This window comes from Parazoarcus communis SWub3 = DSM 12120, assembly GCF_003226565.1.
Lineage (GTDB): Bacteria > Pseudomonadota > Gammaproteobacteria > Burkholderiales > Rhodocyclaceae > Parazoarcus > Parazoarcus communis.
Genome location: NZ_QKOE01000022.1, coordinates 31,184 through 56,973 on the forward strand (window position 1 = coordinate 31,184; position 25,790 = coordinate 56,973).

Sequence of the window (25,790 nt, forward strand, 5' to 3'; positions counted from 1 at the left end):
CGGCAGCAACATCCCGACCAGACCCTGCTTGGCGCCTAAAGCCCGGGCCCGTTCGGCCGTAAAGTACATTGTTCAATACTTATAATTCCACAAGGACAAGCCGGATGTTCAATCCTTTCGTCAAGAGCGGGGTCCTGGATGTCCTCGAGGCAATCGAGCAGACTCAGGCCGTGATCGAATTTGATCTGCAGGGCACGATTGTCCGGGCGAATCGTAAGTTTCTTGATCTGCTGGGCTACACGCTGGAAGAGGTCCGTGGCCGCCCGCACCGGATGTTCCTGAGCCCTTCACGGGCGGACAGTCCCGATTACCATGCTTTCTGGCGTGATCTGCGGGCGGGAACGCCGCAGAGTGGGGAGTTTCTGCGCCATGCGAAGGACGGCAGGGCCGTCTGGATTCAGGCAACCTACACGCCCATCATCCGTGGCAACAAGGTGCAACGCATCATCAAGTTTGCGACTGACGTCACGGCCCAGGTGCTTGCCCGGGCCAGGCTCGAGTCGCAGATCCAGGCGATCAATCGAGCGCAAGCCGTCATTGAGTTCGGCATCGATGGCACCATCCTCGATGCCAACGAGAACTTCCTGAAGCTGATGGGCTACCGGCTCGACGAGATCCGGGGGCAGAAGCACCAGATCTTCGTGCCGCCCGCGCAGCGGGAGTCCAAAAGCTATGCTGAATTCTGGCAGAAACTGCGTTCAGGCCAGTTCCAGACAGCAGAGTACGAGCGGGTTGCCAAGAACGGACGTTCGGTGTGGATTCATGCCAATTACAACCCCATCCTCAACCCGGCCGGCGAGGTCGTCAAGGTGGTCAAGTTCGCCAACGACATCACCGAGGAGGTCTTGCGCAACAATGAGTTCAAGATGCTCTCCCTGGTTGCAAACGAAACCGATAACTCCATCATCATTACCGACCCCGATGGCCTGGTTCAATACGTCAACCGCGGCTTCACCAAACTGACCGGGTACACGCTCGACGAGGTCCGTGGCAAGAAGCCGGGCCCTATCCTGCAAGGGCCTGCGACCAGCCGGGAAACGGTCGAATTGATCAAGAATGCGCTTCGGGAGCGGCGTCCGATCTACAACGAGATCCTGAACTATGCAAAGTCTGGGGAGCCCTACTGGATTTCCCTTGCAATCAACCCGGTGCTGGATGCAAATGGCAGGCTCGAGCACTTCATCTCGATTCAGGCAAACATTACCTCCACCAAAGAGCTTTCGCTGGAATCCGAAAAGCGCTTTGCTGCAGTCAGCGTATCCAACGGCGTGGCCGAGTGGGATATCAGCGGCCTGCTGGTTGAGGGCAACGAGTACATGGTTCGCCACCTCGGTCACCAGAGCAGGGCTGAGTTACTCGCGCGCAAAAGGAATCTGCGTGACATCCTCGGTGCAGAAGACTTTTCCCGGCTGTTGCAGGGTGAGCAGATCGCCCGTCAGTTCGCCGTGCCTGACAAGGACGGCAAGCCTGTCCAGTTCAGCGGGACGCTGTGCCCGATTACCGATTCTGTAGGCACGATCAAGCGGATCGTCAGTTACGGTGTCGACGAGCAGGCCAAGTTCGAGGCGGCGCAAGTCACCGACCGTGAGATGCGCCTGGTTCAGGAGTCGAGCAGCCAGATTGCCAACATCATCGGCAGCATCAACACGATCACCGAGAAAACCAACCTGCTCGCGCTCAATGCCGCCATCGAGGCTGCACGTGCGGGCGAATCCGGCCGGGGCTTTGCCGTCGTTGCCGACGAGGTACGCAAGCTCGCACAGCAGTCGGCGGTGTCGGCAACCGAGATCACTCAACTGGTCAAGGAGAGCACCGAGCGCATCGATCGCTTGAGCACCTCGCTCAGCGCCTTGTTGTCTTCGTCCTGAGCTCGCTTGGCGCACCGGGCCGCGTGCCCGGATCGTGAAGCGGTATGATGACTGCGTCGCCCACTCACCGCATCACGCCAGATCCATGAACACCAAATTGCCCGAGTGCATCGAACTTGAAACCGCACCTCAGCCAAGCCATAGCCTGATCTGGCTGCATGGGCTGGGGGCCGATGGCAACGACTTTGTGCCTGTCATCCCGGAGCTCGAGCTGCCGTCCACTGTCGCCTTGCGCTGCATCTTTCCTCATGCGCCCCTGCAAGCGGTGACGTGCAATGGCGGCTACGTGATGCGCGCCTGGTACGACATCCTCAGCCTCAGCCCGAACGAGCGACGTATCGATGTTGCTGGCTTGCAGGCATCGTGCGCTGCGGTCGAAGCCTTGATCGACCGTGAGGTGGCGCGCGGCATACCGGATTCGCGCATCATCCTCGCCGGTTTTTCGCAAGGCGGCGCGGTGGCCTACAGCGTTGCGTTCGGACGGACTGCGCCGCTTGCCGGCGTGATTGCGCTCTCCACTTACATTCCCAGTCCTGAATTGCTGACCTGCCTGGATCAGCACACCCACCTGCCGGTGTTCGTGGCGCATGGGGATGAGGATGCGGTGGTTTCACCGGCCATGGGTCAGGCCGCGCGGCAGCGTCTGCTTGACGCCGGTCTGAAGCCGGAGTGGCGAACTTACCCGATGGGGCATCAGGTCTGCCGGCCGGAACTGCGCGATCTTGGGCGATGGATTGCCGGGCTGGTGTCCACCTAGGTACGAATATGATCCTCAGCCTGCATACACGACCTCGGCACTGCGAACGACACTTTCCCTGAAATGGCGAGATAGGTCTGCTGCAGTGCGCAAGTCGACTTTGCATCCCATCAAGCCGGAAAGCTCGATCTCAAGCCCGGAGATGCCCAGCAAGCCGGGGATGTGTCCCTGCTCGAACTCAACCAGGAGATCGATATCGCTGTCGGGTCGGGCCGTGCCCTTCAAGCGTGAGCCGAATAGCGCAAGGCGGCGGATGTGATGCTGTCGGCAGAATCCGGCAAGCGTTTCGGCATCGGGCGAAAGATTGCGTGCCATTGACTTTGTACCGTGAAGGGTCGTCATTGCTGAATTATCGACTCAATGTTGCGGGAAGTCAGCCCTTTGGGAGCGGGGCGCCAGCCTGGGCCGCCTTCATCCGCATCAGCAGCGCATGCAGCATCTCGGTTGACAGCCCGTGCAGGACCAGACGGTAACCGGCGCGCAAGGTGCTCATGGGGACCAGTGGGTGCTTGTTGTTGAGCAGGATCAGGTGCTGGGGGGCGCCCAGGATGGTGGCTGCGTAGATGCCGATGGTTTCATCGAGCTGCAATGAGTTGGTGGCGCGCCAGAAGTCGTTATCGGTGAGAAACAGCTGGTAGATCGGGGTGAAGCACTCGATTGCGGTCTGCAGGTCCATGAAGTTGAGTGCCTTGTCCGGCATGGCGTCAAGCCGGACTGCGGGCTCGGTGATCATGCTGAAGTCGGGCTCGGAGACGGTTTCCAGCTGCCGGCCGTGGTCGCGCAGTGCCTGGTTCAGGCGGATGACGAAGTTGAACAGGTTCAGATCATGTTTGAGAAACAGTTCGTCCTTCAGTTCGTCGAGTGCCACCGGGGTGATTGGGCTGGTCTCGACCGGGATGGGCGAGTTGCGTGCGATGAATTCCAGAATCTGTGCGCCCAGCGTGAAGTGGCGCAGCACCAGCCAGTTGGCCTCCGGCGAGACAAAGCGTTTCATGCTTTCGGCCAGTAGGTAATGCAGCGCGCGCGAGGCTGCCCAGCGTTTGGGCAGTAGCAGCTTGACGATCTGGATCAGCACGATCAGCGTGCGTGCCAGCGGGCGGACGAAAGGCAGCACAAACTGTCGTGAGCGCGAGCTGGAGTCCTTCAGCCAGGCGGCTTTCACGGTGTCGTCCAGCGGCGTGCTCTGGTCGAGGTAGAGCGCCAGCCAGGGGCTGGGGTCGCGTGGGTCGTGGGGGTGGGTCAGAAAATCGGGCGCGGGCTTCATGCGTCGGTGTCCAGGATGTGATGGAACTGCATCAGGTAGAGCTGGGCGGTACGGCGCGCAGTGCCCAGGATGTGGCGTACCGCGTCGGGTTCGACGGCGATGGCCAGCGTGACCGCATCAAGCCAGCGTTGCAGGTGATGCTGGTCGTTGGTGCCGTGGTACTCCAGAAAGCGGAAGGCTGTCGGTGGCAGTGCAAGCTGGCGACGCAGCAAGGGCAGCAGGGCCGGAACGATGCGCTGACCGGTGCCTTCGATAATGTAGATTGCACCCAGCAGGCCCAGCGGGTTGGGGCCGGCGGCCAGCGCGTGCAGGTAGGCGTTGAGTGCCTCGCCGCCAGGGTTGCGGCGCAGCGCGTCCAGTGCTTCGGTGCCGCCAGCGGCCAGATAGTCTTCATACAGGATGGTGAAGTCGCGTTGTTCTTCACCGGCATGGGTTTCGATCAGCGCACCCAAGGCGGCAAAGGGCGCATTCAGTGAGGCGACGGCTTCGCGCATCCATGTGCTGCCCTCGCGCACTTGCGGTACCCATTGCGCGGTCCAGTTGCGGTAGTCGTCGATGGTGAAGCGGCCATCGACCAGTTTGTGGACGACCGGCGTGCGCCAGACCTCCGACCGATAGTCGTGCCAGATGCCGGCAAGATGGGTCAGCAGGTGGCTGAGGTGTGCGGGGGCATCGTCGGCGGTATGAGGTGGCGGCGGGAGTTCGGTGTCCAGCGTGGATCGCGACGGTGAATGCACTGTGCGGGAGGGCGGCGCTCCGGGGGCATCGGCGGCTTCGACTTCCAGCAGCATGTAGGCGGCACTGATGCGGCCGGATTCGGGAATGAAGCAGAAGATCTTCTGCCCGGGGCGCAGCGTGTGGGTGTCGAGAAACTCTGCCAGCATGATGTAGATCGACGCGGCCCCGGTGTTTCCACGGGTCGCAAGATTGCTGTACCAGCGCTCGCGCGGAATGCTCAGCCCCGCCTTGTCGAGCAGTTCCTCCACCACCGGGATGAAGCGGGCCGATGAGTAGTGGCACAGGAAGTGATCGATGTCGGCGGAGTTTATCCAGCCCTCGCGTACCAGCTTGACGTATTCGTGGATCGAAACGTCGAATAGATGAGGCAGCAGGCGGATGTCCTGTCGGATGGCGAGCGCCCCGTCGGCCTCGGCTGCCGAAGATGAGGGGTAATCGAGAAAGGACTGGCTGCGGTCGGCCGACAGTCCAAGCTGCATGCATACCGGATAGTCGCCGGCAAAGCTCTGCTGATGCACCCACTTCAGCTTGAGGCGCAGGCCCTTGCTTGCACTCGGCTGGCGGGTCAGTAGCAAGGCCCCGGCGCCGTCAGACAGCATCCAGCGCAGGAAGTGGGCGTCGAAGTCGGCATCGTAGCCACGCGGGGCAAAACGGCTGCGTTTGAACATGCGCGACGGCATTTCGGCTGCCGCTGCAATGGCGTGTTGGTGCCCGCCCAGTTCGACTGCCTGCGCCGCGTGTTTGATGGCCATGACCCCGGCCGCGCAGATGCCCTGGCTGGAGAGGGTTTCCATGGGGGGCGCCCCGAGCTCGCCGTGAATCATGCTGGCAAAGCCGGGCATCAGTGCATCGCCACCAGAGGAGCCGACCGCCAGCAGACCTGCCTCATCCAGACGGATGTCGGTGCGCCCCAGGCAGTCCTCAATCGCGTTGGCGGCCAGGCGGGCGTGCGACATCGTGGTGTTGCCCTCGGTGTCGATCGCGTAGTGGCGCTGCAGGATGCCGTTCTCGGCCAGGATGCGCGCCTTGATCCGCGAAGAGAGGCGGTTGAGCGGCGCGATGTAGGCGTCCATCTCGTCGTTGCCGATCGCTGGGCCCGGCAGATGGAAGCCAGCGGCCTCGACATAGACGTGGTCGAAACGGGTAGGCATCAGGGGTTCTCCGAAGCGTGGACGGGGGCACGGGGCGCGCCGCTTGCCGGGCTCATCAGGCTGCGGCTACGCAAGCGCGGCACGAATGCTGCAAGCAGGAAGGTGCGGAACATGTAAGGCAACAGGCCACCCGCATTCAGGCGCGGATCAACGCGTTCGCGGTAGTGGCGATGCAGCGTGGTCAGCTTCGACCAGTGTGCTTTTGGGTGCGCATGGTGGGCGGTGTGCAGGCCGATGTTGAACAGCAGCGGATTCACCCAGCCTTCGAAATTGCGCGCATGGTTGATGGAAGAGTGGCCATCGGCATGGGCGTGCTGCAGGTAGTTGGTGGCGAGCAGCCAGTGCAGGCCATGCAACTGCGGCAACAGCACCAGCAATAGCCAGTTCTGTAGGTCGATGGCGGCCGTCAGGGCCCAGAGCATCAGCACCGCCGCGTACTGCCACAGTGCATAACGCCATGCGCCAGAACCGCGTCGGCGCTGAGCCAGCAGCCAGCGGAGGAATACGGGGTAGAGCACCGTCACCGCCTGCAGAGGATGAATCAGATAGCCCCACAGTGAATTGGTGTCGCCATTGAAACGATAGGTGCGGGCGACATCAAGCGGGCCGTGACGGTAGCGGTGGTGATTGGCGATGTGAGCCGGATAGAACACATAGGTCGGATGGCCCTGCAGCAGCGTCAGCCACAGGTCGGTCAGGCGGTTCAGCCGCTTGCTGCGCCACATCCTGCGGTGAGTGTGGTTGTGATGGATGACGCCGGTGCCCAGGGTCAGGAACAGCATCAGCGCATACAGTGGCAGCCAGATGCCGTGCATCCATTGCCAGACGACCAGTGCCGGCAAGGCCAGCATGTAGGCCAGGCTTTGCAGGTCGCGGCGTTCAAGCAACATGGCGGCCCCGCCGGTCCGGGGTACGCGCCAGATCACGTGCAATCCGCTCGGCCGCGGCTTGAGGCGGCAGCGCGGTACCGAACAGGCGGTCCATGAACGGGAACATGAAGCCGTAGTTGCCGTGGAAGCAGGCGTGATGCAGATGATGCCGGCGGGCACCGTTCAGCCACCAGCGGTCGTGGTGGGCGTCGGGCAAAAAGTCGTAGTTGGAGTGGCCGATGCAGTTGAACAGCAGGCTGAACAAGGGCGCCGCCAGCAGTGCGGCAAAGCTGAAGTCATGAACCACCATGGGCAGCAGGATGATGTTGCCCAGCATCGCCGCCTCGACCGGATGAAAGCTGTAGGTTGCCCAGGGTGTGGTGACGATGGAGCGGTGGTGGGGCAGGTGAAAGCGGCGCAGCCATCGGGTGTGCAGCAGCCAGTGATTGGCATAGAAGTGGATCTCGTTCCAGATCACCAGCGCAAGAATCTCCAGCACGATGCGCCACCCTGGGGGATCGACCGCCAGCCGCGCCCAGCCCAACTGCAGCAAACCCCAGGGAAACACCATGCCGGCACCGAACAGCAGCACCGACGAGGCCGATAGCAGCAATTCGCGCCGCAACTGCCCTTGTGGCACCGGACGTGGATCGAGTCGCCCGCCGTGCCCCAGGCGTGGCAGCACATGCCGCGTGAGCAGCCAGGTCAGCGCACCAAAACTCAGGTAGATGAAGCCGAAGAACAGCCATCCACCCAGGATGATCTCGTACCAGCGGGATTCGAGCAGGAAGGCTTGCATGCGTGTCACGCGTGACCCTGCGGTTAGGGGTGTTCAATGTATGACAGGTGTGAGAAATCTGGAAGTGTTCTTGTGACATGGCGGCGGCGCCATGTGTCAGGCGCGATTGCCACCGGACCGAGCCGACGCACGCTGCTGCCCGCCGGTGAGAAGGGGGGCGGAGTCTGATCGTCTTGAAGGCGGGGCGCGTCTGCGAGGGGGGTTTTGTTCAATACACCGCAGATCCCATTCCGGATGATGCCGTTTTCCGCTGTCTCGATTCCGGGAGTTCATCATCATGGTTCAGTCATCCCTTCCGCGCTGCATTCTTCAGGGCCGCGGCTTGCCACCATTGTTGGCTGGCGACCTGGCATGTCCGCCAACCTGGCCAGCATGGGGGAAGCGATGGAAATGAGCGTGCTGGCATCGATGGCCGGTTTCGCCGTGGCCGCGTCCATTACACCGGGGCCTGTCAATCTGGTGGCGCTGGCTTCCAGTGTGCGTTTCGGCTTTCGCGCGGCGATGTGGCACGTCAGTGGTGCAACGCTGGGTTTCGTATTGTTGCTGCTGCTTGTGGGACATGGTCTGTACGCGTTGATGGAGCGGATTCCGCTGCTGGCGGTGTCGACGAAGTGGGCGGGCATCGTCTTTCTGCTCTATATGGCCTGCAGGTTGGCACTTGATGACGGCCGGCTGGGCAGCGACAACACGGTGCGGCGGCCGTCGATCTGGGCCGGTGCGGTGATGCAGTGGCTCAACCCCAAGGCCTGGTTGGCGGCTGTCGCCGGAGTGGGCGTCTATTGCGGTGAGGGTGATGGCTTGCGTCTGTGGCAGTTTGCCGCGATCTATCTGGTGGTCTGCTACTTGTCGGTGGCGAGTTGGGCGGGGGCCGGGTTGTTTCTGCGGCAGCACCTGCAGGATGCACGACGGATGCGCTATTTCAATCGCGCCATGGCTGTCGTGATTGCGCTCAGCATACTGGCGTTGCTTTAGGCGCCCGTCGAGCCGGCCGTCGCGGGGGCGGTGTATTGCCCCGGTGTGGCGGCGACCCGACGTTTGAACTGGCGCTGAAAGTGCGCTTGATCGGCAAAGCCGGCCGCGAGTGCAACCTCGGCGATGGGTCGGCCACGCTTGAGCTCACGTTGAGCGTAGCGAATACGCCGGTCAGTCATCCAGGCGTGTGGGGTCATGCCGTAACGGGTCTTGAAGGCACGGATCAGATAGGAGGGCGACAGGCCGCAGGCCGCGCAAATGTCGTCCAGCCGCAACGCATCGGTACAGTGCGCATCGATGTAGTCGGCTGCTGTCTGCAGGCGCGGATGATGCAGGTCCGGCACCATCCGGCGCGCTGAAGTGTGGCCGCCGTTGCCCAGGCGTTGCCAGAGTCCGTCGAACACCTCGATGGCACAGGTTTCCGCCTGCAGCAGGGGGCAGTCAGGGGTGGTCAGGGTGTCGAACAACAGGTTCAGGTCGCTGAACAGCGTTTCGTCGATGCTCAAGTGAGTGGTGACCGGGCGGAAGTCTGCTGCGTCGGCGTGCTCGTCGCCCAGTTGGCGACGCGCCAGCCAGCCGGGGTCCAGATAGAACATGCTGTAGGACCAGGGCTGATCGTCGAGCGGGTTGCAGGCGTGGACTTCGTCCGGGTTCATCAGCACGATGGCCCCGGCCGCGATCTGCCATTGCTGCCCCTGGTTCCAGTAGGTCGAGCGTCCACCCGTGATGGTGCCGATCGAAAATGTCGGGTGAGAATGGCGGTCGTAGCACACCGTGCGCCCATCCTGCACCGCACGCGCTTCGATGAAGGGCAGGGCGGGATGGCGCCAGAACAGATGGGCGTCGGTGTGGCGGCGGCTCATGGTGTCAAAACCCTGCGCCGGCTTTTAGCCCGCCAAGGCGTCCTTGACCCAGGCATTGGCCTGCTTGGCGTCAAAGTTGGTGCCGTACTTTGCCTTCAGGGCGCCCATCACGACACCCATGGATTTGGGGCTGCGATCGGCCAGGCCGGCGACGGTGTCGGCAATGAAGGTCTTCACTTCGGCTTCGCTGGCCATGGCCGGAAGGTAGCTGGTGAGGATGTCGGACTCGGCGCGCAAGACCGCAAGGCGGGCTTCGTCCTTGATGACTGCCAGGGCTTCCTGGTTGTTCTTCAGGAACTTGCGGATGGTCTGCTGTACTTCGTCATCGCTGCTCTCGCGGTTGCCGGCATTCTTGCCGACCATTTCGGCTTCGCCGATCAGGGTGGACAGCAAGGTGGCGCGCACGCCGTCGGCGGCCTTGCGGGCGAGCAGGGAATCTTTTTTCAGTTGGGCCAGGAGGCTCATTGGGGGCTCCGAAATCCGGGTTGCAGGGTTACAGGCCAAAACCGGCCCACCACAGGCGCAGGCGCATGCCGATTTCCGTGGTGTAGCCGATCGCGACCGAGCGGATCTGTCCGTCGGGCGCTATGGTAATCAAAGCGGGCACGCCGCGCAGTCCATACTGTGCCGCGATACCGCCATCGGCGTCGATTGCGGTGATCCAGTCCAGTTGTTGTTCGTTCAGGTAGCGCTTGACCGCCGCCGCGTCGCCCGACTGCATCGCGACGGTCAGCACCGGGTAGCTGCCCTGCACGGTATCGACGCTGCCTTGCTGCGCGCTGCAGACCGGGCACCATTCGGCCCAGAAATAGAGGCCAACGGCCTGTCCGGGATGCGTCCTGCGCCAGTCGTTCAGACGGGTGCTCGAGCCATCGACCATGACTGCGTCGAAGTCCGGTGCGAGACCGGCGGGTACATTGCGCGACTGCCATAGCTGAACACCGGTCACCACCAGGATGATCAGCGCGATGTCGACCAGCCAGCGCCGCCAGCGCGGCTTTGCGGGAGTGGGCTTCGGGGGCGGTGCGGCGGGGGATACGGACATGGAACGGCGGGCGCCGGCGGACTTGCGGGTCGACAGCATAGCGGTGCAGGCCACAAATGAAAACGGGCGCAGCCTCGTGAGCTGCGCCCGTTCACCACAGGGGAGGGTGTGGTGATTACTTGAACGTCGGGTCGAAGGGCAGGCCGACGTAGTTCTCGGCGATGGTGGTCTTGCCCGCGGTAGAACTCATCAGGTAGTCGAGTTCGGCCAGCTGGATCTTGTGCTCGATCGGGTCTTCGTTGAACTTGTGCATGATCGAGGTGAACCACCACGAGAAACGCACCGCCGCCCACACGCGGCGCAGCGCGGTCTCGGAGTAGCGGTCGAGCAGGTCGGTACGGCCTTCCTGGTAGTAGGCGATCAGTGCGGTCGACAGGTAGTACATGTCGGACGCGGCCAGGTTCAGGCCCTTGGCACCGGTCGGCGGCACGATGTGGGCGGCGTCGCCGACCAGGAACATGTTGCCGAAGCGCATCGGTTCGGTGACGAAGCTGCGCAGCGGTGCAATGCTCTTCTCGATCGACGGGCCGGTGACCATCTTTTCGGCGATGTGCTCGGGCAGACGGCGGCGGATTTCGTCCCAGAAGCGCTCGTCCGACCAGTCCTCGACCTTCTCGTCCAGGCCAACCTGGATGTAGTAGCGGCTGCGGGTGTGCGAACGCATCGAGCACAGCGCAAAGCCGCGCTTGTGGTTGGCGTAGATCAGTTCTTCGTGCACCGGCGGCGTGTCGGACAAGAGGCCCAGCCAGCCGAAGGGATAGATGCGCTCGTATTCCTTGAGCTTGTCGCGCGGCACCGAGGCACGCGAAGCCCCGTGGTAGCCGTCGCAGCCGGCGATGTAGTCGCAGTCGATGATGGTCTGCTTGCCGTCCTTGTGGAATTCCAGCTTGGGCTTGCCGTCCATGTAGCCGACCGGATGCACATCGCGGGCTTCGAAGATGACGGTGATGTTGTCATCCTTCAGCACGGCGTCGTACAGGTCCTTGGTGAGCTCGGTCTGGCCGTACACCATCACCTGCTGGCCGCCAGTCAGCGCTGCCATGTTGATGCGTTCTTCACGACCGTCGAAGGTCAGCACGATGCCGTCGTGCAGCAGGCCTTCCTTGTCCATGCGGGCGCCAACGCCCGCCTTGCGCATCAGGTCGGCCATGCCCTGCTCGAGAATGCCGGCGCGGATGCGGGCTTCGACATACTCGCGGTCCTGACGCTCGAGGATGATGCTCTTGATGCCGGCCTGGCTCAGCAAGCGGGCCAGACACAGGCCCGATGGGCCGCCACCGATGATACCGACTTGGGTTTGCATGTCTCTCTCCTGTTATATGGAAGACTGGGGAAGCAGGCTTGAACTATAGGTAGAGAACACCCGCCGCGCTTGAACTGATTGGGGGCGATACTTGTACTTTTCGAAAGTCGCGCTATTCTCCCGTTCAAGTGTTCGATAAGTCAGGCAGCGCGGCAATGAAAGACGTCAAGGTCCCGATCTACAAGCTTTATGGCGAGCAGGCACTGTGGCCTACGCCAGAGCCGGTTCACTACGAGACCATTGCAGCTCGTAGCGCGCTGTACGATTGGGAAATCACACCGCATAGCCATGACAGCCTGCTGCACCTGGTTTTCCTCAACGCTGGGCAGGCCGAGATGGTGCTCGAGACGCAGGTCATGGCACTCGAGCTGCCCTGTGCGTTGATGGTGCCGCCACGGCGCATCCACGGTTTCCGCTTCTCGTCGGATGTGGTCGGAGAGATTGTGACCCTGCCGCAGAACCTGCTTGGCGAGCTGTTTGTGCTGTCCGCCGAGTTACGGGGAGCATTCGATGGCTTCCGCTATCTGCCGCTGGGCAGGCAGGCGGATGCGCTGGCGTTGATGCGCCTGCATTTCGGGCAGTTCGCGCGCGAATACGCCGGTCATCAGCCCGGTCGGCTCAGCGTGTTGATGGCCGTATTGGCGCAGGTGCTGGTGCAACTGGCGCGGGCGGGCGCCATCAGTACCGATATGGGGCCGCGCAATCGCATGCATGGCCGGGTGGAGCGCTTCGTCGAACTGATCGAGCGCCATTTCCGCGACTGGCAGCCGCTGTCCTTCTACGCGCAGCGGCTTGGCGTCTCCACTGCGCAACTCAACAACAGCTGCCGGCGCGAGGCTGGACGCAGCGCACAGGAGATGATCCACGACCGCCTGTTGCTGGAGGCGCGTCGTTTGCTGGCCTACTCGGATCTGGATGTGACCGGTATTGGCTATGCGCTGGGGTTTCGCGATCCGGCCTACTTCTCCCGCTTCTTTGCGCGCAGACAGGGGGTGTCGCCGTCGGTGTTCCGGCTGGAGCAGGCCGAGCGACAGCGGCAGCCTGCGTCCTGAGCAAATCGGAAAAGATGGGATCACGGCCCGGGGAGACGTACCGCAGTTGCCGTGATGTTCATCCGGACAATGCCGAAGCGCGTCTGGGATGGGTTTGTTTCTTCAGCCGGTAATTGAGCTGGGCGCGGGTCATGCCCAGCAGACGGGCTGCCGCGGCCAGATTGCCACGGGCGCGATGGACCGCGCGTTGCAGGATGTCCTGCTCCAGCGCCTCCAGGGATACGCCCGCGTCGAGTACCGCGTCGGGCAGATCCAGACCGTCGCGCTTGCGTTCGCCCAGCTTGCCGCTGTTGTCGATGCATGCATGCTGGCCGGGTGAGGGGGTGGGGCCGGCAAACAGCTGATCGACCTCCACCCACCCGTTCTGTGCTGCGAGGATGACGCCGCGTTCGATCACGTTCTCAAGTTCGCGTACATTGCCCGGCCAGCGATGGTTCTTGAGTGCGAGCATGGCCTTGTCGGTCAGTCCGGCAATCCGTTTTGCATGCAGGGAGCAGAAACGTGCCGTCATTGCCTCGACGAGTGGGGGAATGTCCGAGGCACGTTCGCGCAAGGGGGGAATCGTCACCGGATACACATTGAGCCGGTAGTACAGGTCGCGGCGGAAGCGGCCCGCCTCGACCGCGGCGTGAAGCTCGACGTTGGTCGCAGCCACCAGGCGGACGTTGATCTTGCGCGTACGTTCGTCGCCCAGGCGCTCGATCTCGCCTTCCTGCAACACCCTGAGCAGCTTGGCCTGTGCCGATAGCGGCAGTTCGCCGACCTCGTCGAGAAACAAGGTGCCGCCGTCGGCGCGTTCGAATTTGCCTGCGCGCGATGCATGCGCACCGGTGAAGGCGCCGCGCTCGACGCCGAACAGCTCGGACTCGATCAACTCGTCGGGCAATGCGGCACAGTTGACCGCGACGAAAGGGGCATCCTTGCGTGGGCTCAGTTCGTGCAGGGCGCGGGCAAAGCGCTCCTTGCCGACGCCGGTCTCGCCCAGCAGCAGTACGGTGACGTTGGTCGCCGCCGCCTTGGTGACCAGGTCGTAGGCGGCGAGAAAGCCCGAAGAGGTACCGATCAGGTTGGTGATGCGGCGGGGGCAGGCCATGCTCTGGCGCATAGCCTCAACCTCTTCCCGTAGCTCCAGCAGGCGCCCGACGATGGAATCCGGCTCGAAATATGGCGTCAGCTCGTGCGCATCAGGCCAGTCCTCTGCCGGCTTGCCAACGATACGGCAGTGATCGCCCCCCATTGCTGCGCATTCAAGCTCGCGGTACAGGATGAAGCGTCCCATGAAGGCCGATGTGTAGCCCGAGGCATAGCCAATCATCATCCAGCACACCGGGTGGTCTACCTCGCCAAACTGCTGGACATGGACTTCCGCCTCCCATGACTGGCGCCAGATGAACTCACCGTAGAACTGCCCGGCTTCGGCATCGATGTCCAGGCGTACCGGTTCGACTTCGACACAGCCTTCGAGCATGTGCAACTGGGGGCCGACGACAAAGGCATCGACCAGTTTGCCGGCGCCGCGAATCTTGCGTGCGAGCTCGGCATCACGCAATCCGGACGCGAAGCCCATGCGGGTCAGGATGCGGCGGGCCTGCTCGGCGCCGACGGATTCGATCAGCTCCTTGCGCAACTCGGACAGGGCGGCCGAATGCAGCAACACCATACGATGCTCACCCAGCCAGATCAGACCGTCCTTGTCTGAAAAACGGAGCAGCTGCCGCAGGTCGGCATTCTCCGGATACAGGATTTCCTTCACGTCTCCTCCTTGTGCCGGCTTGCCTGGGCAGGCATCGCGGCATTGCCTCTACGGGCGCATGGCGGGCGACCTGGGGTCGTCCGCTCGTCTCAGCCGTAACCATACCCCAGCTTGCCGCAAAGTGAGTCGGGCTCCCGTGCAGGCCGTTCGAGATGCAGAATAGAATTTTGACACGAATTGATAATCTCGAGATTAAGTTAATGTTGGCATGGTTCTTGTAAGGCATGGCAGATCGGTACAGCACCTGTACCGGATGAGCAAAACGAAGAAAACCACAACCCGCCGGCAGGTATCGGCAGAGGAGACGACCAAGATGGAGAAACCGTATCGCGTCCTGATCCAGGACAGTGGTGAGCAGTTTGCCTGTGATGGCCAGGAGAGCCTGTTGCGCGCCATGGAGGCGCTGGGCAGGCGGGGTATTCCGGTGGGGTGCCGTGGTGGTGGATGTGGCGTGTGCAAGGTCAGGGTCACCGATGGTGCCTACCACACCCGCAAGATGAGCCGGGCCTGCCTTTCCGCCGCAGAGGAAGAGGCCGGCGTGGTGCTGGCCTGCCGGGTCTTTGCGGACAGCGATTTGTCCTTGAGTGTCGTGGGCAAGATGAGCAGAGTCTTGCAGACAGGGCACGGTTGAGCGTGCCTGGTCGGCCGCAGGCGTGCGGCTGGAGGAGAACTTGAGAAGGGCCGTTGCGGCATGTCGCAACGGCCCTTTGTGTTTGGGCGGGTACGACAGGCTGCTGCAATGCGGCAAATCGACTTCACCAAATGATCAACTGAAAACGGGATTTGATCATTTGATGAAGTGATAAATGGATGTGATTGATGGAAATAATCTCGAGAAAGTTTGATTTTTCCAGCAATCCTGCGGTTCCTCGGGTGCTGGCACGAAGCTTGATACAGGGTGCTCCGCGATGGTCTGCATTGGATCAATACGGAGGACGCTGGCAAATGAACACCGACAAGGCCGCAATCGACGTCAGTCTCAAGTACGTCAGGTTGATCGAACGCCGCACCGACGGTTTCGTCGAGTTCGAGTTCGCCATTGGCGAGCCTGAGCTGTGTGCCGAAATGCTGCTGCCCGCCGATGCCTTCGAGACCTTCTGTCGCAACAACGCGGTGATTCACCTGGCCCCCCGCGGCGAGTCCTCAGGCTCGGACTGGAGCTGGGGCCTGCATCAGGCAACACACCAGCGCTTTCGCTGAGTGCCCATAAAACAAGGAGGAGACGTTCCATGCATATCGATCTGCGTACGGTCACCATCAAGCCGTTGCGCCACACCTACGATCATGTTGCGCGCCGCATTGGCGGTGACAAGCCGGCATCCCGCTATCAGGAAGGCACCTTCGACCTGCAGGCAACGGCCAACTTCCACTACCGCCCGACATGGGATCCCGAGCACGAGATCTTCGATACCGGGCGCACCGCGATCCGCATGGCCGACTGGTATGCGTTCAAGGACCCGCGCCAGTTCTATTACGGCGCCTACACCCTGGCGCGGGCGAAGCAGCAGGACACCGCCGAAGCCAACTTCGAGTTTGTCGAAAGCCGCGGTCTCGCCCAGGCGCTGCCGGTCGAGCTGAAGGAGGCCGTGCTGCGCGTGCTGGTGCCGCTGCGCCACGTGGCCTGGGGGTCGAACATGAACAATGCCTCGATCTGCGCATATGGCTACGGCACCGCCTTCACCCAGCCCTGTGTCTACCAGTCGATGGACCAGCTTGGCATTGCCCAGTACCTGACCCGCGTCGGCCTGCTGCTCGGCGACCCCGATACGCTGGACGAAGGAAAGCGCGCCTGGATGGAGGACGACGCCTGGCAGGGCCTGCGCCGCTACGTCGAGGACACTTTCGTGCTCAAGGATCCGTTCGAACTCCATGTGGCGCAGAACGTGGCGCTGGACGGTCTGCTGTATCCACTGGTGTTCGAGACCCTGATCGACGACGTGTTGTCGAGCCGCGGCGGCACCGCGGTGGCGATGCTCACCCAGTTCATGACTGACTGGTTTGGCGAAACCCGCAAGTGGGTGGATGCAACGGTGAAGACCGCGGCTGCCGAGTCCGCCGGCAACAAGGCTTTGCTGGAGCAATGGACCCGCCACTGGCGCGACCGCGCCGCAGCCGCGCTGCTGCCGGTCGCCCGGCAGGTGCTGTCCGATAACGCCGACAGCGTCATGAGCGACGTCGTCGTCCAGTTCAACACCCGCCTGGCCAAGGCCGGCGTGGCGATCTGAGGAGCGTGTGATGTCGACCGTATTCATTGCCCTGCAGACCAACGAAGACACCCGCCCGATCATCGACGCAATTCTCGCCGACAACCCCCACGCCCGCCTCAACGAGCAGCCGGCGATGGTCAAGATCGACGCGGAGCGCACCCTCACCGTGCGCCGCAGTTCGATCGAATCCCTGCTCGGGCGCGACTTCGACCTGCAGGAGCTGCACATCAACCTGATCTCGCTGTCCGGCAACATCGACGAAACCGACGACGAGCTCACCCTGAGCTGGAACGCCTGAGCGCGCGAGGAGACACCCCATGGACATGCAAGCAACAAAGAAGAAGCTCGGCCTGAAGGAGCGTTATCAGGTCATGACCCGCGGCCTGGACTGGACGCCGTCGTATCAGAAGATGGAGGACATCTACCCCTATGTCGCCTACGAGGGCATCAAGATCCACGACTGGGACAAGTGGGAAGACCCCTTCCGCCTCACCATGGATGCCTACTGGAAGTACCAGGCCGAGAAGGAGCGCAAGCTCTACGCCATCATCGACGCCTATGCGCAGAACAACGGCCACCTCAGCGTCACCGATGCGCGTTACATCAATACGGTGAAGCTCTTTCTCACCGGCGTCAGCCCGCTCGAATACATGGCCCACCGTGGCTTTGCCCATGCCGGCCGGCAGTTCCCCGGTGCGGGGCCACGGGTAGCCTGCCTGATGCAGTCGCTTGACGAGATCCGCCACGCGCAGACCCAGATCCACGCGCTGTCGAACTACAACAAGCACTACAACGGTCTGCATGAGTTTCGTCATATGCATGACCGTGTGTGGTACCTGTCGGTGCCCAAGAGCTTCTTTGACGACGCGGTCACTGCCGGTCCCTTCGAGTTCATGGTCGCGATCGGCTTTTCCTTCGAGTACGTGCTGACCAACCTGCTGTTCGTGCCTTTCGTCTCCGGTGCCGCCTACAACGGCGACATGAGCACGATGACCTTCGGCTTCTCGGCGCAGTCGGATGAGGCCCGTCACATGACCCTGGGGCTGGAGGTGATCAAGTTCATCCTCGAGCAGGATCCGGCCAACCTGCCCATCGTGCAGCGCTGGATCGACAAGTGGACCTGGCGCGGCTACCGCGTGCTGACCCTGGTGGCGATGATGATGGACTACATGCTGCCCAAGCGCACGATGAGCTGGAAGGAGGCCTGGGAGGTGTACTTCGAGGAGAACGGCGGCGCGCTGTTCAAGGACCTGGCCCGCTACGGCATCACCATGCCCAAGTGCGCCGAAACCATCGCGCTGGAGAAGGACCACCTGTCGCACCAGGCCTGGGGCACCTTCTACAACTATGGCGCTGCCGCGGCGTTCCACACCTGGGTGCCGGAGAAGGACGAAATGGACTGGCTCGCGGCCAAGTACCCGGAGAGCTTCGACAAGTATTACCGGCCGCGGCTGGAGTACTGGCGCGAACAGGCGGCCAAGGGCAACCGCTTCTACAACAAGACGCTGCCCATGCTGTGCCAGACCTGCCAGATTCCGATGTTGTTCACCGAACCCGGCGACCCGACCAAGATCTGCTATCGCGAGGTCGACTACAAGGACAACAAGTACCACTTCTGCTCGGACCACTGCAAAGAGATCTTCGAGCATGAGCCGGAGAAGTACATCCAGTCCTGGCTGCCGGTGCACCAGATCTATCAGGGCAACTGCTTCCCGGAAGGTACGGACCCGACGGGCGAAGGCTTCGACCCGCTGGCCGCGGTGCTGCAGTACTACCACCTCGAGTTCGGCCGCGACAACCTCGACTTCGAGGGCTCGGAAGACCAGAAGAATTTCGACACCTGGCGCGGCATGGCGACGAAGAACGTCTGATCCGTTCCTATCGCGCCGCGGTGCCACGCCTTCTCTTGAGGGGAAGGCGACCGGCGCACCGCGCGCCTTTTGTTTTGTCCCGATTCGACCCGCTGCCCGCGACTCAAACTGCAAGGAGACACGACATGGCTGTTGCTGCCGTCAAGACCTACGAATTCGAACCCGCCGACGCGCTTGGCAAGTTTCATGGTGCCCAGTTGCTCTATATCGGCTGGGAAGATCACCTGTTGTTCTGTGCCCCGTTTGCCTTCCCCTTTCCGCCGACCATGCCCTTCGGCGCCATCATCGATCAGGTGCTGCCCGGTGCGTTCGGCTATCACCCCGACTTCGCGCGCATTGACTGGACCCGAGCCGAGTGGTTCAAGTCGGGCAAGCCCTGGTCGCCTGATTTTTCCCGGTCTCTGGCGGAGAACGGTTTGAAGCACAAGGACGTGATCCGCTTCCGCACCCCCGGACTGAACGGAATCGCAGGGTCGTGCAGTTGAGGATGCCGGTTTGCGCTCTCGCCCTTGAAAGGGGTGGGAGACAAAACTCCACCCCCTCCGGACAAAGATCATGAGCTACGAACTGACCATCGAACCCCTCGGCCAGACCCTCGAAGTCGAGGACGACCAGACCATCCTCGACGCTGCTTTGCGGGCCGGCATCTGGCTGCCGCATGCCTGCTGCCATGGTCTGTGCGCCACCTGCAAAGTGCAGGTGGTGGACGGCGAAGTGGACCACGGCGAGGCCTCCAGCTTTGCATTGATGGACTTTGAGCGCGACGAAGGCAAGGCGCTGGCCTGTTGCGCCCGTTTGCAGAGTGACCTCGTGATCGAAGCGGAGATCGAGGAGGAGCCCGATGCCGAATCGATTCCGGTGCGGGATTTTGCCGGCACCGTGCGTCGGCTGGAGGACCTGACGCCGACGATCAAGGGGGTGTTCATCGAACTCGACGAGCCGATCCATTTCCAGGCGGGGCAGTACATCAATCTGGAAATCGAGGGCGGTGCCTGCAGCCGTGCGTTCTCGCTCGCCAGTCCCCCGTCGTGCGGGCGTGAGGCGGAGCTCAACGTCCGCATCGTAGCGGGCGGGCGGGGGACGACCTGGGTGCATCAGCAGTTGCAGGTGGGCGACCGGGTGAAGCTGAGCGGACCGTACGGGCGCTTCTTCGTGCGCAAGTCCGCCCCTGAGGGACTGTTGTTCATGGCAGGAGGATCGGGGCTGTCGAGCCCACGCGCGATGATCCTCGACCTGCTCGAGGCGGGGGATGCGAGGCCGATCACGCTGGTTTACGGTCAGCGTAGCCGTGCCGAGTTGTACTACCACGACGACTTTCTCGCACTGGCTGAACGTCATTCCAACTTCCGCTACGTGCCAGCCTTGTCGGACGAGCCCAAGCAATCGGACTGGCAGGGGTTTCGCGGCTTTGTCCATGAGGCGGCGCGCTCGCACTTCGATGGCGACTTCCGGGGGGTCAAGGCCTATCTGTGTGGGCCGCCACTGATGATCGACGCCTGCATCACCACCCTGATGCAGGGGCGCCTGTTCGAGCGGGACATCTTTACCGAGAAGTTCTTTTCGGCAGCTGACGTGCAGCAGGTACGTAGCCCGCTGTTCAAGCGAATCTGACCTGAACTTATAAATCTCGAGATTAGTATTTAATTTCGTAGTTTGGCGTTACAATCCCTCAGCCGCATGTCCTGCGGTCGAGGCATGAGCGGACCGTGGCAGTGGATGGCTGGCACGGTTCAAAAAACCCGTTCCGATCCAGCATGACGAAGTCTGGACGGACGCATCACTGGAGGAGATCACCATGGCTATGACTGGAGTACTGCGCCCGGGCCACGCCCAGATCCGCGTGCTGGACCTCGAAGAGGGCATCAATCACTACAAGAACGTGCTGGGTCTGATCGAGACGGCGCGTGACAAGCAGGGGCGGGTGTATTTCAAGGCTTGGGACGAACGCGACCACAACTCCGTGATCATCCGTGAGGCGGACAGCGCGGGTATCGATTTCTTTGCATTCAAGGTCTCGGACAAGGCGACCCTCGACAAGCTTGACCGCGACCTGCAGGAATATGGTCTGAAGACCTCACGCATTCCTGCCGGAGAACTGCTGGAGACTGGCGAGCGGGTGCGCTTCGAGATCCCGTCCGGGCACCAGATCGAGCTGTACTGGGAAAAGACCGACATCGGCACGCCCGAGACCTACACCAACCCACCGCCCTGGACCGACGCCGCCGAGCGCGGCATTGCGCCGATCCGGCTCGATCACTGCCTGCTGTACGGGCCGGACATCGAAAAGGTGCAGGACATCTTCACCAAGGTACTGGGCTTCTACCTGGTCGAACATGTGGTGATGGAAGACGGCAAGACTGATCTTGCAATCTGGTTGTCGTGCTCGATCAAGGCGCACGACATTGCCTTTGTACGGCACCCGGAGCCGGGCAAGCTGCACCATGTGTCCTTCCTGCTGGAAAGCTGGGAGAAGGTGCTGCGCGCGGCCGACATCATGTCCATGAACAAGGTGTCGATCGACATCGGCCCGACCCGTCACGGTATCACCCGTGGCACCACGATCTATGCCTTCGACCCGTCAGGCAACCGCTTCGAGACCTTTTGCGGCGGCTACCAGTGTTATCCCGACTGGAAGCCGATCAAGTGGACCTGGGAGGAAGTTGGCACCGGCATCTTCTACCACGACCGTGCCTTGAACGAGCGCTTCCTGACCGTGGTGTCCTGAACGTTGGCGGCGGGGTCGGGTCAGCGCCCGGCCTTGCCGCTGAAAAAGTCGGGCGGCATGCGCTTGACCGCATCCAGGGTGCGCAGGATGTGTTCGGACAGGATGGCGGTGGCGCGGGTGGCATCGCGCGCCAGCGTGGTGTCGAAGATGGCCTGATGTTCGGCGTGGATATCGCGCTGTATCGGTTGGCGGAACAGGCTGATGCGGCGATAGCGTTCGGACTGTTGGTAGAGGATGTGCTGGAAATGGCGAATCCACCGCGAAGGGCAGGCCGCGATCAGGGCCTCGTGAAAGGCACGGTTGCGCAGCTCCCATTCCTCGGTGGTGCTCACGTCATGGTCGGCCAGCTTCTGCTCTGCCCTGGACAGGCGGTGAAAGGCCGCGACCAGGGCGGCCTCCCAGCTTTCATCACCCAGCGCAATCGACTGGCGCAGGGCTTCGGTCTCGAGCAGTACGCGGGTCCGGGTAATGTCCTCGAAGTCCGCGAGCGAGATCGGTGCCACCCTGAAGCCGCGCTGGCCCTGGCCCGTCACCAGGGCGTCGGTCACCAGCAGCAGCAGGGCCTCGCGCAAGGTGCCGGCACCGACCTCGTACTGGTCCTTCAGGTGCTCCACGCGCAGCTTTTCGCCCGGCGCATGCACGCCTTCGATGATGTCGCGGCGCAGGCGGTGATAGGCCGCCTCCACCAGGGTCTTGGGCTCGGTCGGTGCGGGGGCAGGCAGGGGCGCAGTGTCGTTCATCAAGAAGGTAGGGCTGTGGAATCTCGGACGCCCCGATTCTATCCGACCCCGGAAAGCGTCGCATTGAATTTGTTAAAATCTCGAGATTATGTGTTGACGTCGATAAATTGCTGTCCTATCGTAGGCGTCATCGAATGGCCAGCACGAACGGGGCCTGAATCAGGAGCAGCGCAATGAAGCTTGCAGTACCTCAGGCGACGATCTCATGGGAGGCGGCGCATGCCGCAGTAGCGGCAGCGGTCAGCCAAGCGATTGAATTGGGTGTGCGGATCAACGTCGGTGTGACCGACACGGCCGGCAACCTGGTGGCCTTCCTGCGCATGCCCGGTGCCTTTCCACAGTCGATCCGGATTGCGATCGACAAGGCCGCGACTGCCGGTGGCTTCGGCTTCCCGACCGCGAGATGGATGGCCGTGTGCGGCGAGGACGAGGGCATGAAGCTGGGCTTTGCTGCTCAGCCCGGCGTGGTCGTGTTTGGCGGCGGCCTGCCGATTCACAGCAATGGGCAACTCATTGGCGGCATCGGTGTGTCCGGTGCCTCTGCACAACAGGACGAGGCGTGCGCGCGGGCGGGTCTGCTCGCGATCGGCGCCGACGATACCGAAGCTTGACGGAGCACTCCATGAAACAGATCCATAACTTCATCAACGGCGAGTTCGTCGCGACGGCGAAGACTTTCGACAAATTCTCGCCCCTGGACAACAGCCTGCTTGCCAAGGTTCATGAGGCCGGGCGGGTCGAGGTCGATGCCGCGGTGGCTGCCGCACAGGCCGCGCTCAAGGGGCCCTGGGGGCGGATGACGGTGGCCGAGCGGGTTGATCTGCTCAATGCGGTCGCAGATGGCATCAACAAGCGCTTCGATGACTTTCTCGCTGCGGAATGTGCCGACACCGGCAAGCCCCGCAGTCTTGCCAGCCACATCGACATTCCGCGCGGGGCCGCCAACTTCAAGATCTTTGCCGACGTCATCAAAAGTGTGCCCACCGAGTTCTTCGAAATGGCGACGCCGGACGGTCGCGGTGCGCTCAACTATGCGCTGCGCCGACCGGTGGGTGTGGTTGGGGTGATCTGCCCGTGGAACTTGCCGCTGCTGCTGATGACCTGGAAGGTGGGTCCGGCCCTGGCCTGCGGCAACACCGTCGTGGTCAAACCGTCGGAAGAGACCCCGCAGACTGCGACGCTCCTGGGCGAGGTGATGAACGAGGTCGGCATGCCCAAGGGTGTGTACAACGTGGTACATGGTTTCGGCCCCGGTTCCGCGGGGGAGTTCGTTACCACCCACCCGAAGGTCAACGCGATCACCTTCACCGGCGAAACCCGAACCGGCGCCGCGATCATGAAGGCCGCTGCCGATGGCGCCAGGCCAGTGTCGCTGGAGATGGGCGGCAAGAACCCGGCCATCGTGTTTGCCGACTGCGATTTCGACGCCGCGATCGAAGGCACGATGCGTTCGGTGTTCGCCAACTGCGGTCAGGTCTGCCTCGGCACCGAACGGGTCTATGTCGAGCGCCCGATCTTCGAGCGTTTCGTCGCAGCGCTGAAAGCGGGTGCCGAAGGCCTCAGGCTCGGTCGTCCGGACGACCCTGCAACCGGCCTGGGGCCGCTGATTTCGCAGGAGCACAAGAACAAGGTGCTGTCCTACTACGCCAAGGCGAAGGCGCTGGGCGCCACCGTCGTGACCGGTGGCGGTGTGCCACCGATGCCGGGTGAATTGGCCAACGGTGCGTGGGTGCAGCCGACGATCTGGACCGGGCTTGATGACAACTCGCCGATCGCGCGCGAGGAGATCTTCGGACCGTGCACATTGATCCAGCCCTTTGACTCGGAGGAAGAGGTGATCCACCGCGCCAACGATACCGACTACGGCCTGGCCTGCTCGGTGTGGACCCGGGACCTGGCCCGCGCTCACCGCGTTGCCGGCCAGATCGAGGCCGGTCTGGTCTGGGTGAACTCCTGGTTCCTGCGCGATTTGCGCACCCCCTTCGGCGGCGCCAAGCAGTCCGGCATCGGGCGTGAGGGCGGGGTGCATTCGCTCGAGTTCTACACCGAACAGAAGAACATCTGCATCAAGCTGTGATGGCGGGTCAAGGGGCTGTGGTGCGCGACGCTGCACCTGTCGAATCGATCGGCTGGGCACGGCCGCTTCCTGACCGATGACCCTGCTCCGCGCAGTGAAAAACTGGAGGTCGTAAATGGACAACACCTTGATCGAACAGCTGGGTGACGAGCTTTATCAGGCACTGGTCAAGCGCGAAGTGCTGGCGCCGCTGACCGAACGCCATCCCGACATCACCATCGATGACGCCTACTGCATCCAGCAGCGCATGAACGCGCGCAGGTTGGCGGCGGGCGAGCGCGTGGTGGGCAAGAAGATCGGCGTCACCTCGAAGGCCGTCATGAACATGCTGGGCGTGTACCAGCCTGATTTCGGCATCCTGACCGATGGCATGCTCTACAACGAGGGCGAGGCGATACCGGCGAATACCCTGATCCAGCCCAAGGCCGAGGGCGAGATTGCCTTCGTGCTGAAGAAGGACTTGAAGGGCCCCGGCGTGACGGCTGCCGATGTGCTGGCCGCGACCGAAGGGGTGATGACCTGCTTCGAAATCGTCGATTCGCGGATCCGTGACTGGAAGATCAAGATTCAGGACACCGTCGCCGACAACGCGTCCTGCGGGGTTTTCGTACTTGGCGACAGCCTGGTCGACCCGCGGCGGGTGGACCTCAACACCTGCGGCATGATCCTGGAAAAGAATGGCGAGATCGTCGCCACCGGTGCCGGTGCCGCGGCGCTGGGCGCACCGGCCAACGCAGTCGCCTGGCTGGCCAACACGCTCGGCGGGCTCGACATCCCGCTGAAAGCGGGTGAGGTCATCCTGTCCGGATCGCTTGCGATCATGGTCCCGGTTCAGGCCGGAGACAACCTGCGGGTCAGTATTGGCGGCATCGGCGGCTGCTCGGTGCGCTTTGTCTGAGGCAATGGCCCGGTTCATACCTTTCAGGCGCGTGGCGGCGAGCTCCCTCTCCATCTCACTCCCCAGCCGCCGCGTTGCCTGTTCTTCTGCGACGAGGATTTCCAGATGAGCAACAAGATCAAATGCGCCCTGATCGGACCGGGCAACATCGGTACCGACCTGCTGTACAAACTGCGCCGCTCGCCGGTGCTCGAACCGGTGTGGATGGTGGGCATCGACGCCGGCTCGGAAGGACTGGCGCGTGCGCGCGAACTGGGCCTCAAGACCACCGCGGACGGCGTCGACGGCCTGCTGCCGCAGGTGCTGGCTGACGGCGTGCAGATTGCCTTCGATGCCACCAGCGCCTATGTGCATGCGGAGAACAGCCGCAAGCTCAACGAACTCGGGGTGCTGATGATCGACCTCACCCCGGCCGCGATCGGCCCGTTCTGCGTGCCGCCGGTCAACCTCAAGGAGCACGTCGGCCGTGGCGAGATGAACGTCAACATGGTCACCTGCGGCGGCCAGGCCACGATTCCGATGGTGGCCGCGGTGTCGCGGGTGCAGCCGGTGACCTACGGCGAGATCGTCGCCACCGTGTCCTCCAAATCGGCCGGCCCGGGCACGCGCAAGAACATCGACGAATTCACCCGCACCACCGCCGGCGCGGTGGAGAAGGTCGGCGGCGCGAAAAAGGGCAAGGCCATCATCATCCTCAACCCGGCCGAGCCGCCGCTGATCATGCGCGACACGGTGCACTGCCTGACCGAGACCGAACCGGACCAGCAGAAGATCACCGAATCGATCCACGCCATGATTCACGAGGTGCAGAAATACGTGCCCGGCTACCGCCTGGTCA

26 protein-coding genes and 2 pseudogenes are annotated in these 25,790 nt (G+C 62.6%); 17 read left to right on the plus strand and 11 right to left on the minus strand.

The annotated features are described in order from the left end of the window. Positions 1 to 104: 104 nt before the first annotated feature. The 3 genes and pseudogenes from DNK49_RS25185 to DNK49_RS20060 all read left to right on the plus strand — a co-directional run. Positions 105 to 1,208: pseudogene (locus DNK49_RS25185) on the plus strand (PAS domain-containing protein); the annotation flags it as partial. Between the two features lie 411 nt (positions 1,209 to 1,619). Continuing rightward, a pseudogene (locus DNK49_RS25190) lies at positions 1,620 to 1,802 on the plus strand (methyl-accepting chemotaxis protein); the annotation flags it as partial. A 151-nt stretch (positions 1,803 to 1,953) separates the two neighbouring features. Further along, positions 1,954 to 2,625, plus strand: coding sequence for an alpha/beta hydrolase (locus tag DNK49_RS20060; RefSeq protein WP_110528959.1), 672 nt, complete (start codon positions 1,954 to 1,956; stop codon positions 2,623 to 2,625). A 15-nt stretch (positions 2,626 to 2,640) separates the two neighbouring features. Here DNK49_RS20060 and DNK49_RS20065 read toward each other — a convergent pair whose 3' ends face one another. From DNK49_RS20065 to DNK49_RS20085, 5 genes are read right to left on the minus strand one after another with little or no spacing between them, the layout of a single operon-like run. After that, positions 2,641 to 2,940 carry a nucleotidyltransferase family protein gene (locus DNK49_RS20065; RefSeq protein ID WP_110528961.1) on the minus strand — a complete coding sequence of 100 codons (300 nt, stop codon included), beginning with the start codon at positions 2,938 to 2,940 and terminating at the stop codon, positions 2,641 to 2,643. Positions 2,941 to 2,998: 58 nt separating this feature from the next. Then, on the minus strand, positions 2,999 to 3,889 hold the full coding sequence (locus tag DNK49_RS20070; RefSeq protein ID WP_110528964.1) for a DUF6999 family protein: 891 nt from the start codon (positions 3,887 to 3,889) through the stop codon (positions 2,999 to 3,001). Beyond that, the gene (locus DNK49_RS20075) at positions 3,886 to 5,778 is read right to left on the minus strand and encodes a StlD/DarB family beta-ketosynthase (RefSeq protein WP_110528967.1); all 1,893 of its coding nucleotides are present in this window, start codon (positions 5,776 to 5,778) and stop codon (positions 3,886 to 3,888) included. Before DNK49_RS20075 ends, DNK49_RS20070 begins: the two co-directional genes overlap by 4 nt. Then, positions 5,778 to 6,668 (minus strand): fatty acid desaturase, encoded by an 891-nt coding sequence (locus DNK49_RS20080; protein WP_110529035.1) that lies wholly within the window; start codon positions 6,666 to 6,668, stop codon positions 5,778 to 5,780. Before DNK49_RS20080 ends, DNK49_RS20075 begins: the two co-directional genes overlap by 1 nt. After that, positions 6,658 to 7,446: a sterol desaturase family protein gene (locus DNK49_RS20085; protein ID WP_110528970.1), complete on the minus strand. Its 789-nt coding sequence runs from the start codon at positions 7,444 to 7,446 to the stop codon at positions 6,658 to 6,660. The genes DNK49_RS20080 and DNK49_RS20085 overlap by 11 nt, the downstream gene beginning before the upstream one ends. Before the next feature lie 351 nt (positions 7,447 to 7,797). On the opposite strand from DNK49_RS20085, the gene DNK49_RS20090 reads away from it, so the two are divergent. After that, positions 7,798 to 8,418 carry a LysE family translocator gene (locus tag DNK49_RS20090; RefSeq protein WP_207807057.1) on the plus strand — a complete coding sequence of 207 codons (621 nt, stop codon included), beginning with the start codon at positions 7,798 to 7,800 and terminating at the stop codon, positions 8,416 to 8,418. Here the strand turns inward: DNK49_RS20090 and DNK49_RS20095 are convergent. The 4 genes from DNK49_RS20095 to pobA all read right to left on the minus strand — a co-directional run bounded on the left by DNK49_RS20095 (position 8,415) and on the right by pobA (position 11,629). Beyond that, positions 8,415 to 9,281, minus strand: a complete 867-nt coding sequence (locus DNK49_RS20095; RefSeq protein WP_110528973.1) for an AraC family transcriptional regulator — start codon at positions 9,279 to 9,281, stop codon at positions 8,415 to 8,417. The genes DNK49_RS20090 and DNK49_RS20095 overlap by 4 nt on opposite strands. Before the next feature lie 24 nt (positions 9,282 to 9,305). Beyond that, on the minus strand, positions 9,306 to 9,746 hold the full coding sequence (locus DNK49_RS20100; protein ID WP_110528976.1) for a GatB/YqeY domain-containing protein: 441 nt from the start codon (positions 9,744 to 9,746) through the stop codon (positions 9,306 to 9,308). 28 nt (positions 9,747 to 9,774) lie between these two features. Continuing rightward, positions 9,775 to 10,326 (minus strand): redoxin domain-containing protein, encoded by a 552-nt coding sequence (locus DNK49_RS20105; RefSeq protein ID WP_110529041.1) that lies wholly within the window; start codon positions 10,324 to 10,326, stop codon positions 9,775 to 9,777. A gap of 115 nt (positions 10,327 to 10,441) precedes the next feature. After that, positions 10,442 to 11,629: a 4-hydroxybenzoate 3-monooxygenase gene (gene pobA, locus DNK49_RS20110; RefSeq protein ID WP_110528979.1), complete on the minus strand. Its 1,188-nt coding sequence runs from the start codon at positions 11,627 to 11,629 to the stop codon at positions 10,442 to 10,444. 155 nt (positions 11,630 to 11,784) lie between these two features. Here pobA and DNK49_RS20115 point away from each other — a divergent pair, with 155 nt between their 5' ends. After that, on the plus strand, positions 11,785 to 12,681 hold the full coding sequence (locus DNK49_RS20115) for a helix-turn-helix domain-containing protein (protein ID WP_110528982.1): 897 nt from the start codon (positions 11,785 to 11,787) through the stop codon (positions 12,679 to 12,681). A 58-nt stretch (positions 12,682 to 12,739) separates the two neighbouring features. Here DNK49_RS20115 and DNK49_RS20120 read toward each other — a convergent pair whose 3' ends face one another. After that, positions 12,740 to 14,434, minus strand: coding sequence for a sigma-54-dependent Fis family transcriptional regulator (locus tag DNK49_RS20120; RefSeq protein WP_110528985.1), 1,695 nt, complete (start codon positions 14,432 to 14,434; stop codon positions 12,740 to 12,742). A 313-nt stretch (positions 14,435 to 14,747) separates the two neighbouring features. Between DNK49_RS20120 and DNK49_RS20125 the strand changes: the two genes are divergently transcribed. The 8 genes from DNK49_RS20125 (at position 14,748) to DNK49_RS20160 (ending at position 21,237) form a co-directional block, all read left to right on the plus strand. Continuing rightward, a complete protein-coding gene (locus DNK49_RS20125; protein ID WP_110528988.1) occupies positions 14,748 to 15,065 on the plus strand; it encodes a 2Fe-2S iron-sulfur cluster binding domain-containing protein in 318 nt (105 codons plus the stop codon). 314 nt (positions 15,066 to 15,379) lie between these two features. Beyond that, positions 15,380 to 15,634: a phenol hydroxylase subunit gene (locus DNK49_RS20130; protein ID WP_110528991.1), complete on the plus strand. Its 255-nt coding sequence runs from the start codon at positions 15,380 to 15,382 to the stop codon at positions 15,632 to 15,634. Between the two features lie 29 nt (positions 15,635 to 15,663). Beyond that, a complete protein-coding gene (locus DNK49_RS20135) occupies positions 15,664 to 16,659 on the plus strand; it encodes an aromatic/alkene monooxygenase hydroxylase subunit beta (RefSeq protein ID WP_110528994.1) in 996 nt (331 codons plus the stop codon). A gap of 10 nt (positions 16,660 to 16,669) precedes the next feature. Further along, positions 16,670 to 16,939, plus strand: coding sequence for an MmoB/DmpM family protein (locus DNK49_RS20140; RefSeq protein WP_110528997.1), 270 nt, complete (start codon positions 16,670 to 16,672; stop codon positions 16,937 to 16,939). A 19-nt stretch (positions 16,940 to 16,958) separates the two neighbouring features. After that, the gene (locus DNK49_RS20145) at positions 16,959 to 18,512 is read left to right on the plus strand and encodes an aromatic/alkene/methane monooxygenase hydroxylase/oxygenase subunit alpha (protein ID WP_110529000.1); all 1,554 of its coding nucleotides are present in this window, start codon (positions 16,959 to 16,961) and stop codon (positions 18,510 to 18,512) included. Between the two features lie 125 nt (positions 18,513 to 18,637). After that, on the plus strand, positions 18,638 to 18,997 hold the full coding sequence (locus tag DNK49_RS20150; RefSeq protein WP_110529003.1) for a phenol hydroxylase subunit P4: 360 nt from the start codon (positions 18,638 to 18,640) through the stop codon (positions 18,995 to 18,997). A 70-nt stretch (positions 18,998 to 19,067) separates the two neighbouring features. Next, positions 19,068 to 20,123: an NADH:ubiquinone reductase (Na(+)-transporting) subunit F gene (locus DNK49_RS20155; RefSeq protein WP_110529006.1), complete on the plus strand. Its 1,056-nt coding sequence runs from the start codon at positions 19,068 to 19,070 to the stop codon at positions 20,121 to 20,123. A gap of 184 nt (positions 20,124 to 20,307) precedes the next feature. Then, entirely contained in the window at positions 20,308 to 21,237 is a 930-nt protein-coding gene (locus tag DNK49_RS20160) for a catechol 2,3-dioxygenase (RefSeq protein ID WP_110529009.1), read from the plus strand. Positions 21,238 to 21,257: 20 nt separating this feature from the next. On the opposite strand, the gene DNK49_RS20165 is transcribed toward DNK49_RS20160, so the two are convergent. Then, entirely contained in the window at positions 21,258 to 21,977 is a 720-nt protein-coding gene (locus DNK49_RS20165; RefSeq protein ID WP_110529012.1) for an FCD domain-containing protein, read from the minus strand. A 173-nt stretch (positions 21,978 to 22,150) separates the two neighbouring features. On the opposite strand from DNK49_RS20165, the gene DNK49_RS20170 reads away from it, so the two are divergent. The 4 genes from DNK49_RS20170 to DNK49_RS20185 form a co-directional block, all read left to right on the plus strand. After that, positions 22,151 to 22,588: a GlcG/HbpS family heme-binding protein gene (locus tag DNK49_RS20170; RefSeq protein WP_110529014.1), complete on the plus strand. Its 438-nt coding sequence runs from the start codon at positions 22,151 to 22,153 to the stop codon at positions 22,586 to 22,588. Between the two features lie 11 nt (positions 22,589 to 22,599). After that, positions 22,600 to 24,054: a 2-hydroxymuconic semialdehyde dehydrogenase gene (locus tag DNK49_RS20175; RefSeq protein ID WP_110529017.1), complete on the plus strand. Its 1,455-nt coding sequence runs from the start codon at positions 22,600 to 22,602 to the stop codon at positions 24,052 to 24,054. Between the two features lie 115 nt (positions 24,055 to 24,169). After that, positions 24,170 to 24,952, plus strand: coding sequence for a 2-oxopent-4-enoate hydratase (dmpE, locus tag DNK49_RS20180; protein ID WP_110529020.1), 783 nt, complete (start codon positions 24,170 to 24,172; stop codon positions 24,950 to 24,952). Between the two features lie 105 nt (positions 24,953 to 25,057). After that, a partial coding sequence (locus tag DNK49_RS20185) for an acetaldehyde dehydrogenase (acetylating) (protein WP_110529022.1) occupies positions 25,058 to 25,790 on the plus strand: 733 nt, incomplete at its 3' end.

Coding starts and splice junctions, on each gene's coding strand:
- DNK49_RS20060 (WP_110528959.1), top strand. CDS start 1,954: ATGAACACCAAATTGCCCGAGTGCATCGAACTTGAAACCGCACCTCAG.
- DNK49_RS20065 (WP_110528961.1), bottom strand. CDS start 2,940: ATGGCACGCAATCTTTCGCCCGATGCCGAAACGCTTGCCGGATTCTGC.
- DNK49_RS20070 (WP_110528964.1), bottom strand. CDS start 3,889: ATGAAGCCCGCGCCCGATTTTCTGACCCACCCCCACGACCCACGCGAC.
- DNK49_RS20075 (WP_110528967.1), bottom strand. CDS start 5,778: ATGCCTACCCGTTTCGACCACGTCTATGTCGAGGCCGCTGGCTTCCAT.
- DNK49_RS20080 (WP_110529035.1), bottom strand. CDS start 6,668: ATGTTGCTTGAACGCCGCGACCTGCAAAGCCTGGCCTACATGCTGGCC.
- DNK49_RS20085 (WP_110528970.1), bottom strand. CDS start 7,446: ATGCAAGCCTTCCTGCTCGAATCCCGCTGGTACGAGATCATCCTGGGT.
- DNK49_RS20090 (WP_207807057.1), top strand. CDS start 7,798: ATGTCCGCCAACCTGGCCAGCATGGGGGAAGCGATGGAAATGAGCGTG.
- DNK49_RS20095 (WP_110528973.1), bottom strand. CDS start 9,281: ATGAGCCGCCGCCACACCGACGCCCATCTGTTCTGGCGCCATCCCGCC.
- DNK49_RS20100 (WP_110528976.1), bottom strand. CDS start 9,746: ATGAGCCTCCTGGCCCAACTGAAAAAAGATTCCCTGCTCGCCCGCAAG.
- DNK49_RS20105 (WP_110529041.1), bottom strand. CDS start 10,326: ATGTCCGTATCCCCCGCCGCACCGCCCCCGAAGCCCACTCCCGCAAAG.
- pobA (WP_110528979.1), bottom strand. CDS start 11,629: ATGCAAACCCAAGTCGGTATCATCGGTGGCGGCCCATCGGGCCTGTGT.
- DNK49_RS20115 (WP_110528982.1), top strand. CDS start 11,785: ATGAAAGACGTCAAGGTCCCGATCTACAAGCTTTATGGCGAGCAGGCA.
- DNK49_RS20125 (WP_110528988.1), top strand. CDS start 14,748: ATGGAGAAACCGTATCGCGTCCTGATCCAGGACAGTGGTGAGCAGTTT.
- DNK49_RS20130 (WP_110528991.1), top strand. CDS start 15,380: ATGAACACCGACAAGGCCGCAATCGACGTCAGTCTCAAGTACGTCAGG.
- DNK49_RS20135 (WP_110528994.1), top strand. CDS start 15,664: ATGCATATCGATCTGCGTACGGTCACCATCAAGCCGTTGCGCCACACC.
- DNK49_RS20140 (WP_110528997.1), top strand. CDS start 16,670: ATGTCGACCGTATTCATTGCCCTGCAGACCAACGAAGACACCCGCCCG.
- DNK49_RS20145 (WP_110529000.1), top strand. CDS start 16,959: ATGGACATGCAAGCAACAAAGAAGAAGCTCGGCCTGAAGGAGCGTTAT.
- DNK49_RS20150 (WP_110529003.1), top strand. CDS start 18,638: ATGGCTGTTGCTGCCGTCAAGACCTACGAATTCGAACCCGCCGACGCG.
- DNK49_RS20155 (WP_110529006.1), top strand. CDS start 19,068: ATGAGCTACGAACTGACCATCGAACCCCTCGGCCAGACCCTCGAAGTC.
- DNK49_RS20160 (WP_110529009.1), top strand. CDS start 20,308: ATGGCTATGACTGGAGTACTGCGCCCGGGCCACGCCCAGATCCGCGTG.
- DNK49_RS20165 (WP_110529012.1), bottom strand. CDS start 21,977: ATGAACGACACTGCGCCCCTGCCTGCCCCCGCACCGACCGAGCCCAAG.
- DNK49_RS20170 (WP_110529014.1), top strand. CDS start 22,151: ATGAAGCTTGCAGTACCTCAGGCGACGATCTCATGGGAGGCGGCGCAT.
- DNK49_RS20175 (WP_110529017.1), top strand. CDS start 22,600: ATGAAACAGATCCATAACTTCATCAACGGCGAGTTCGTCGCGACGGCG.
- dmpE (WP_110529020.1), top strand. CDS start 24,170: ATGGACAACACCTTGATCGAACAGCTGGGTGACGAGCTTTATCAGGCA.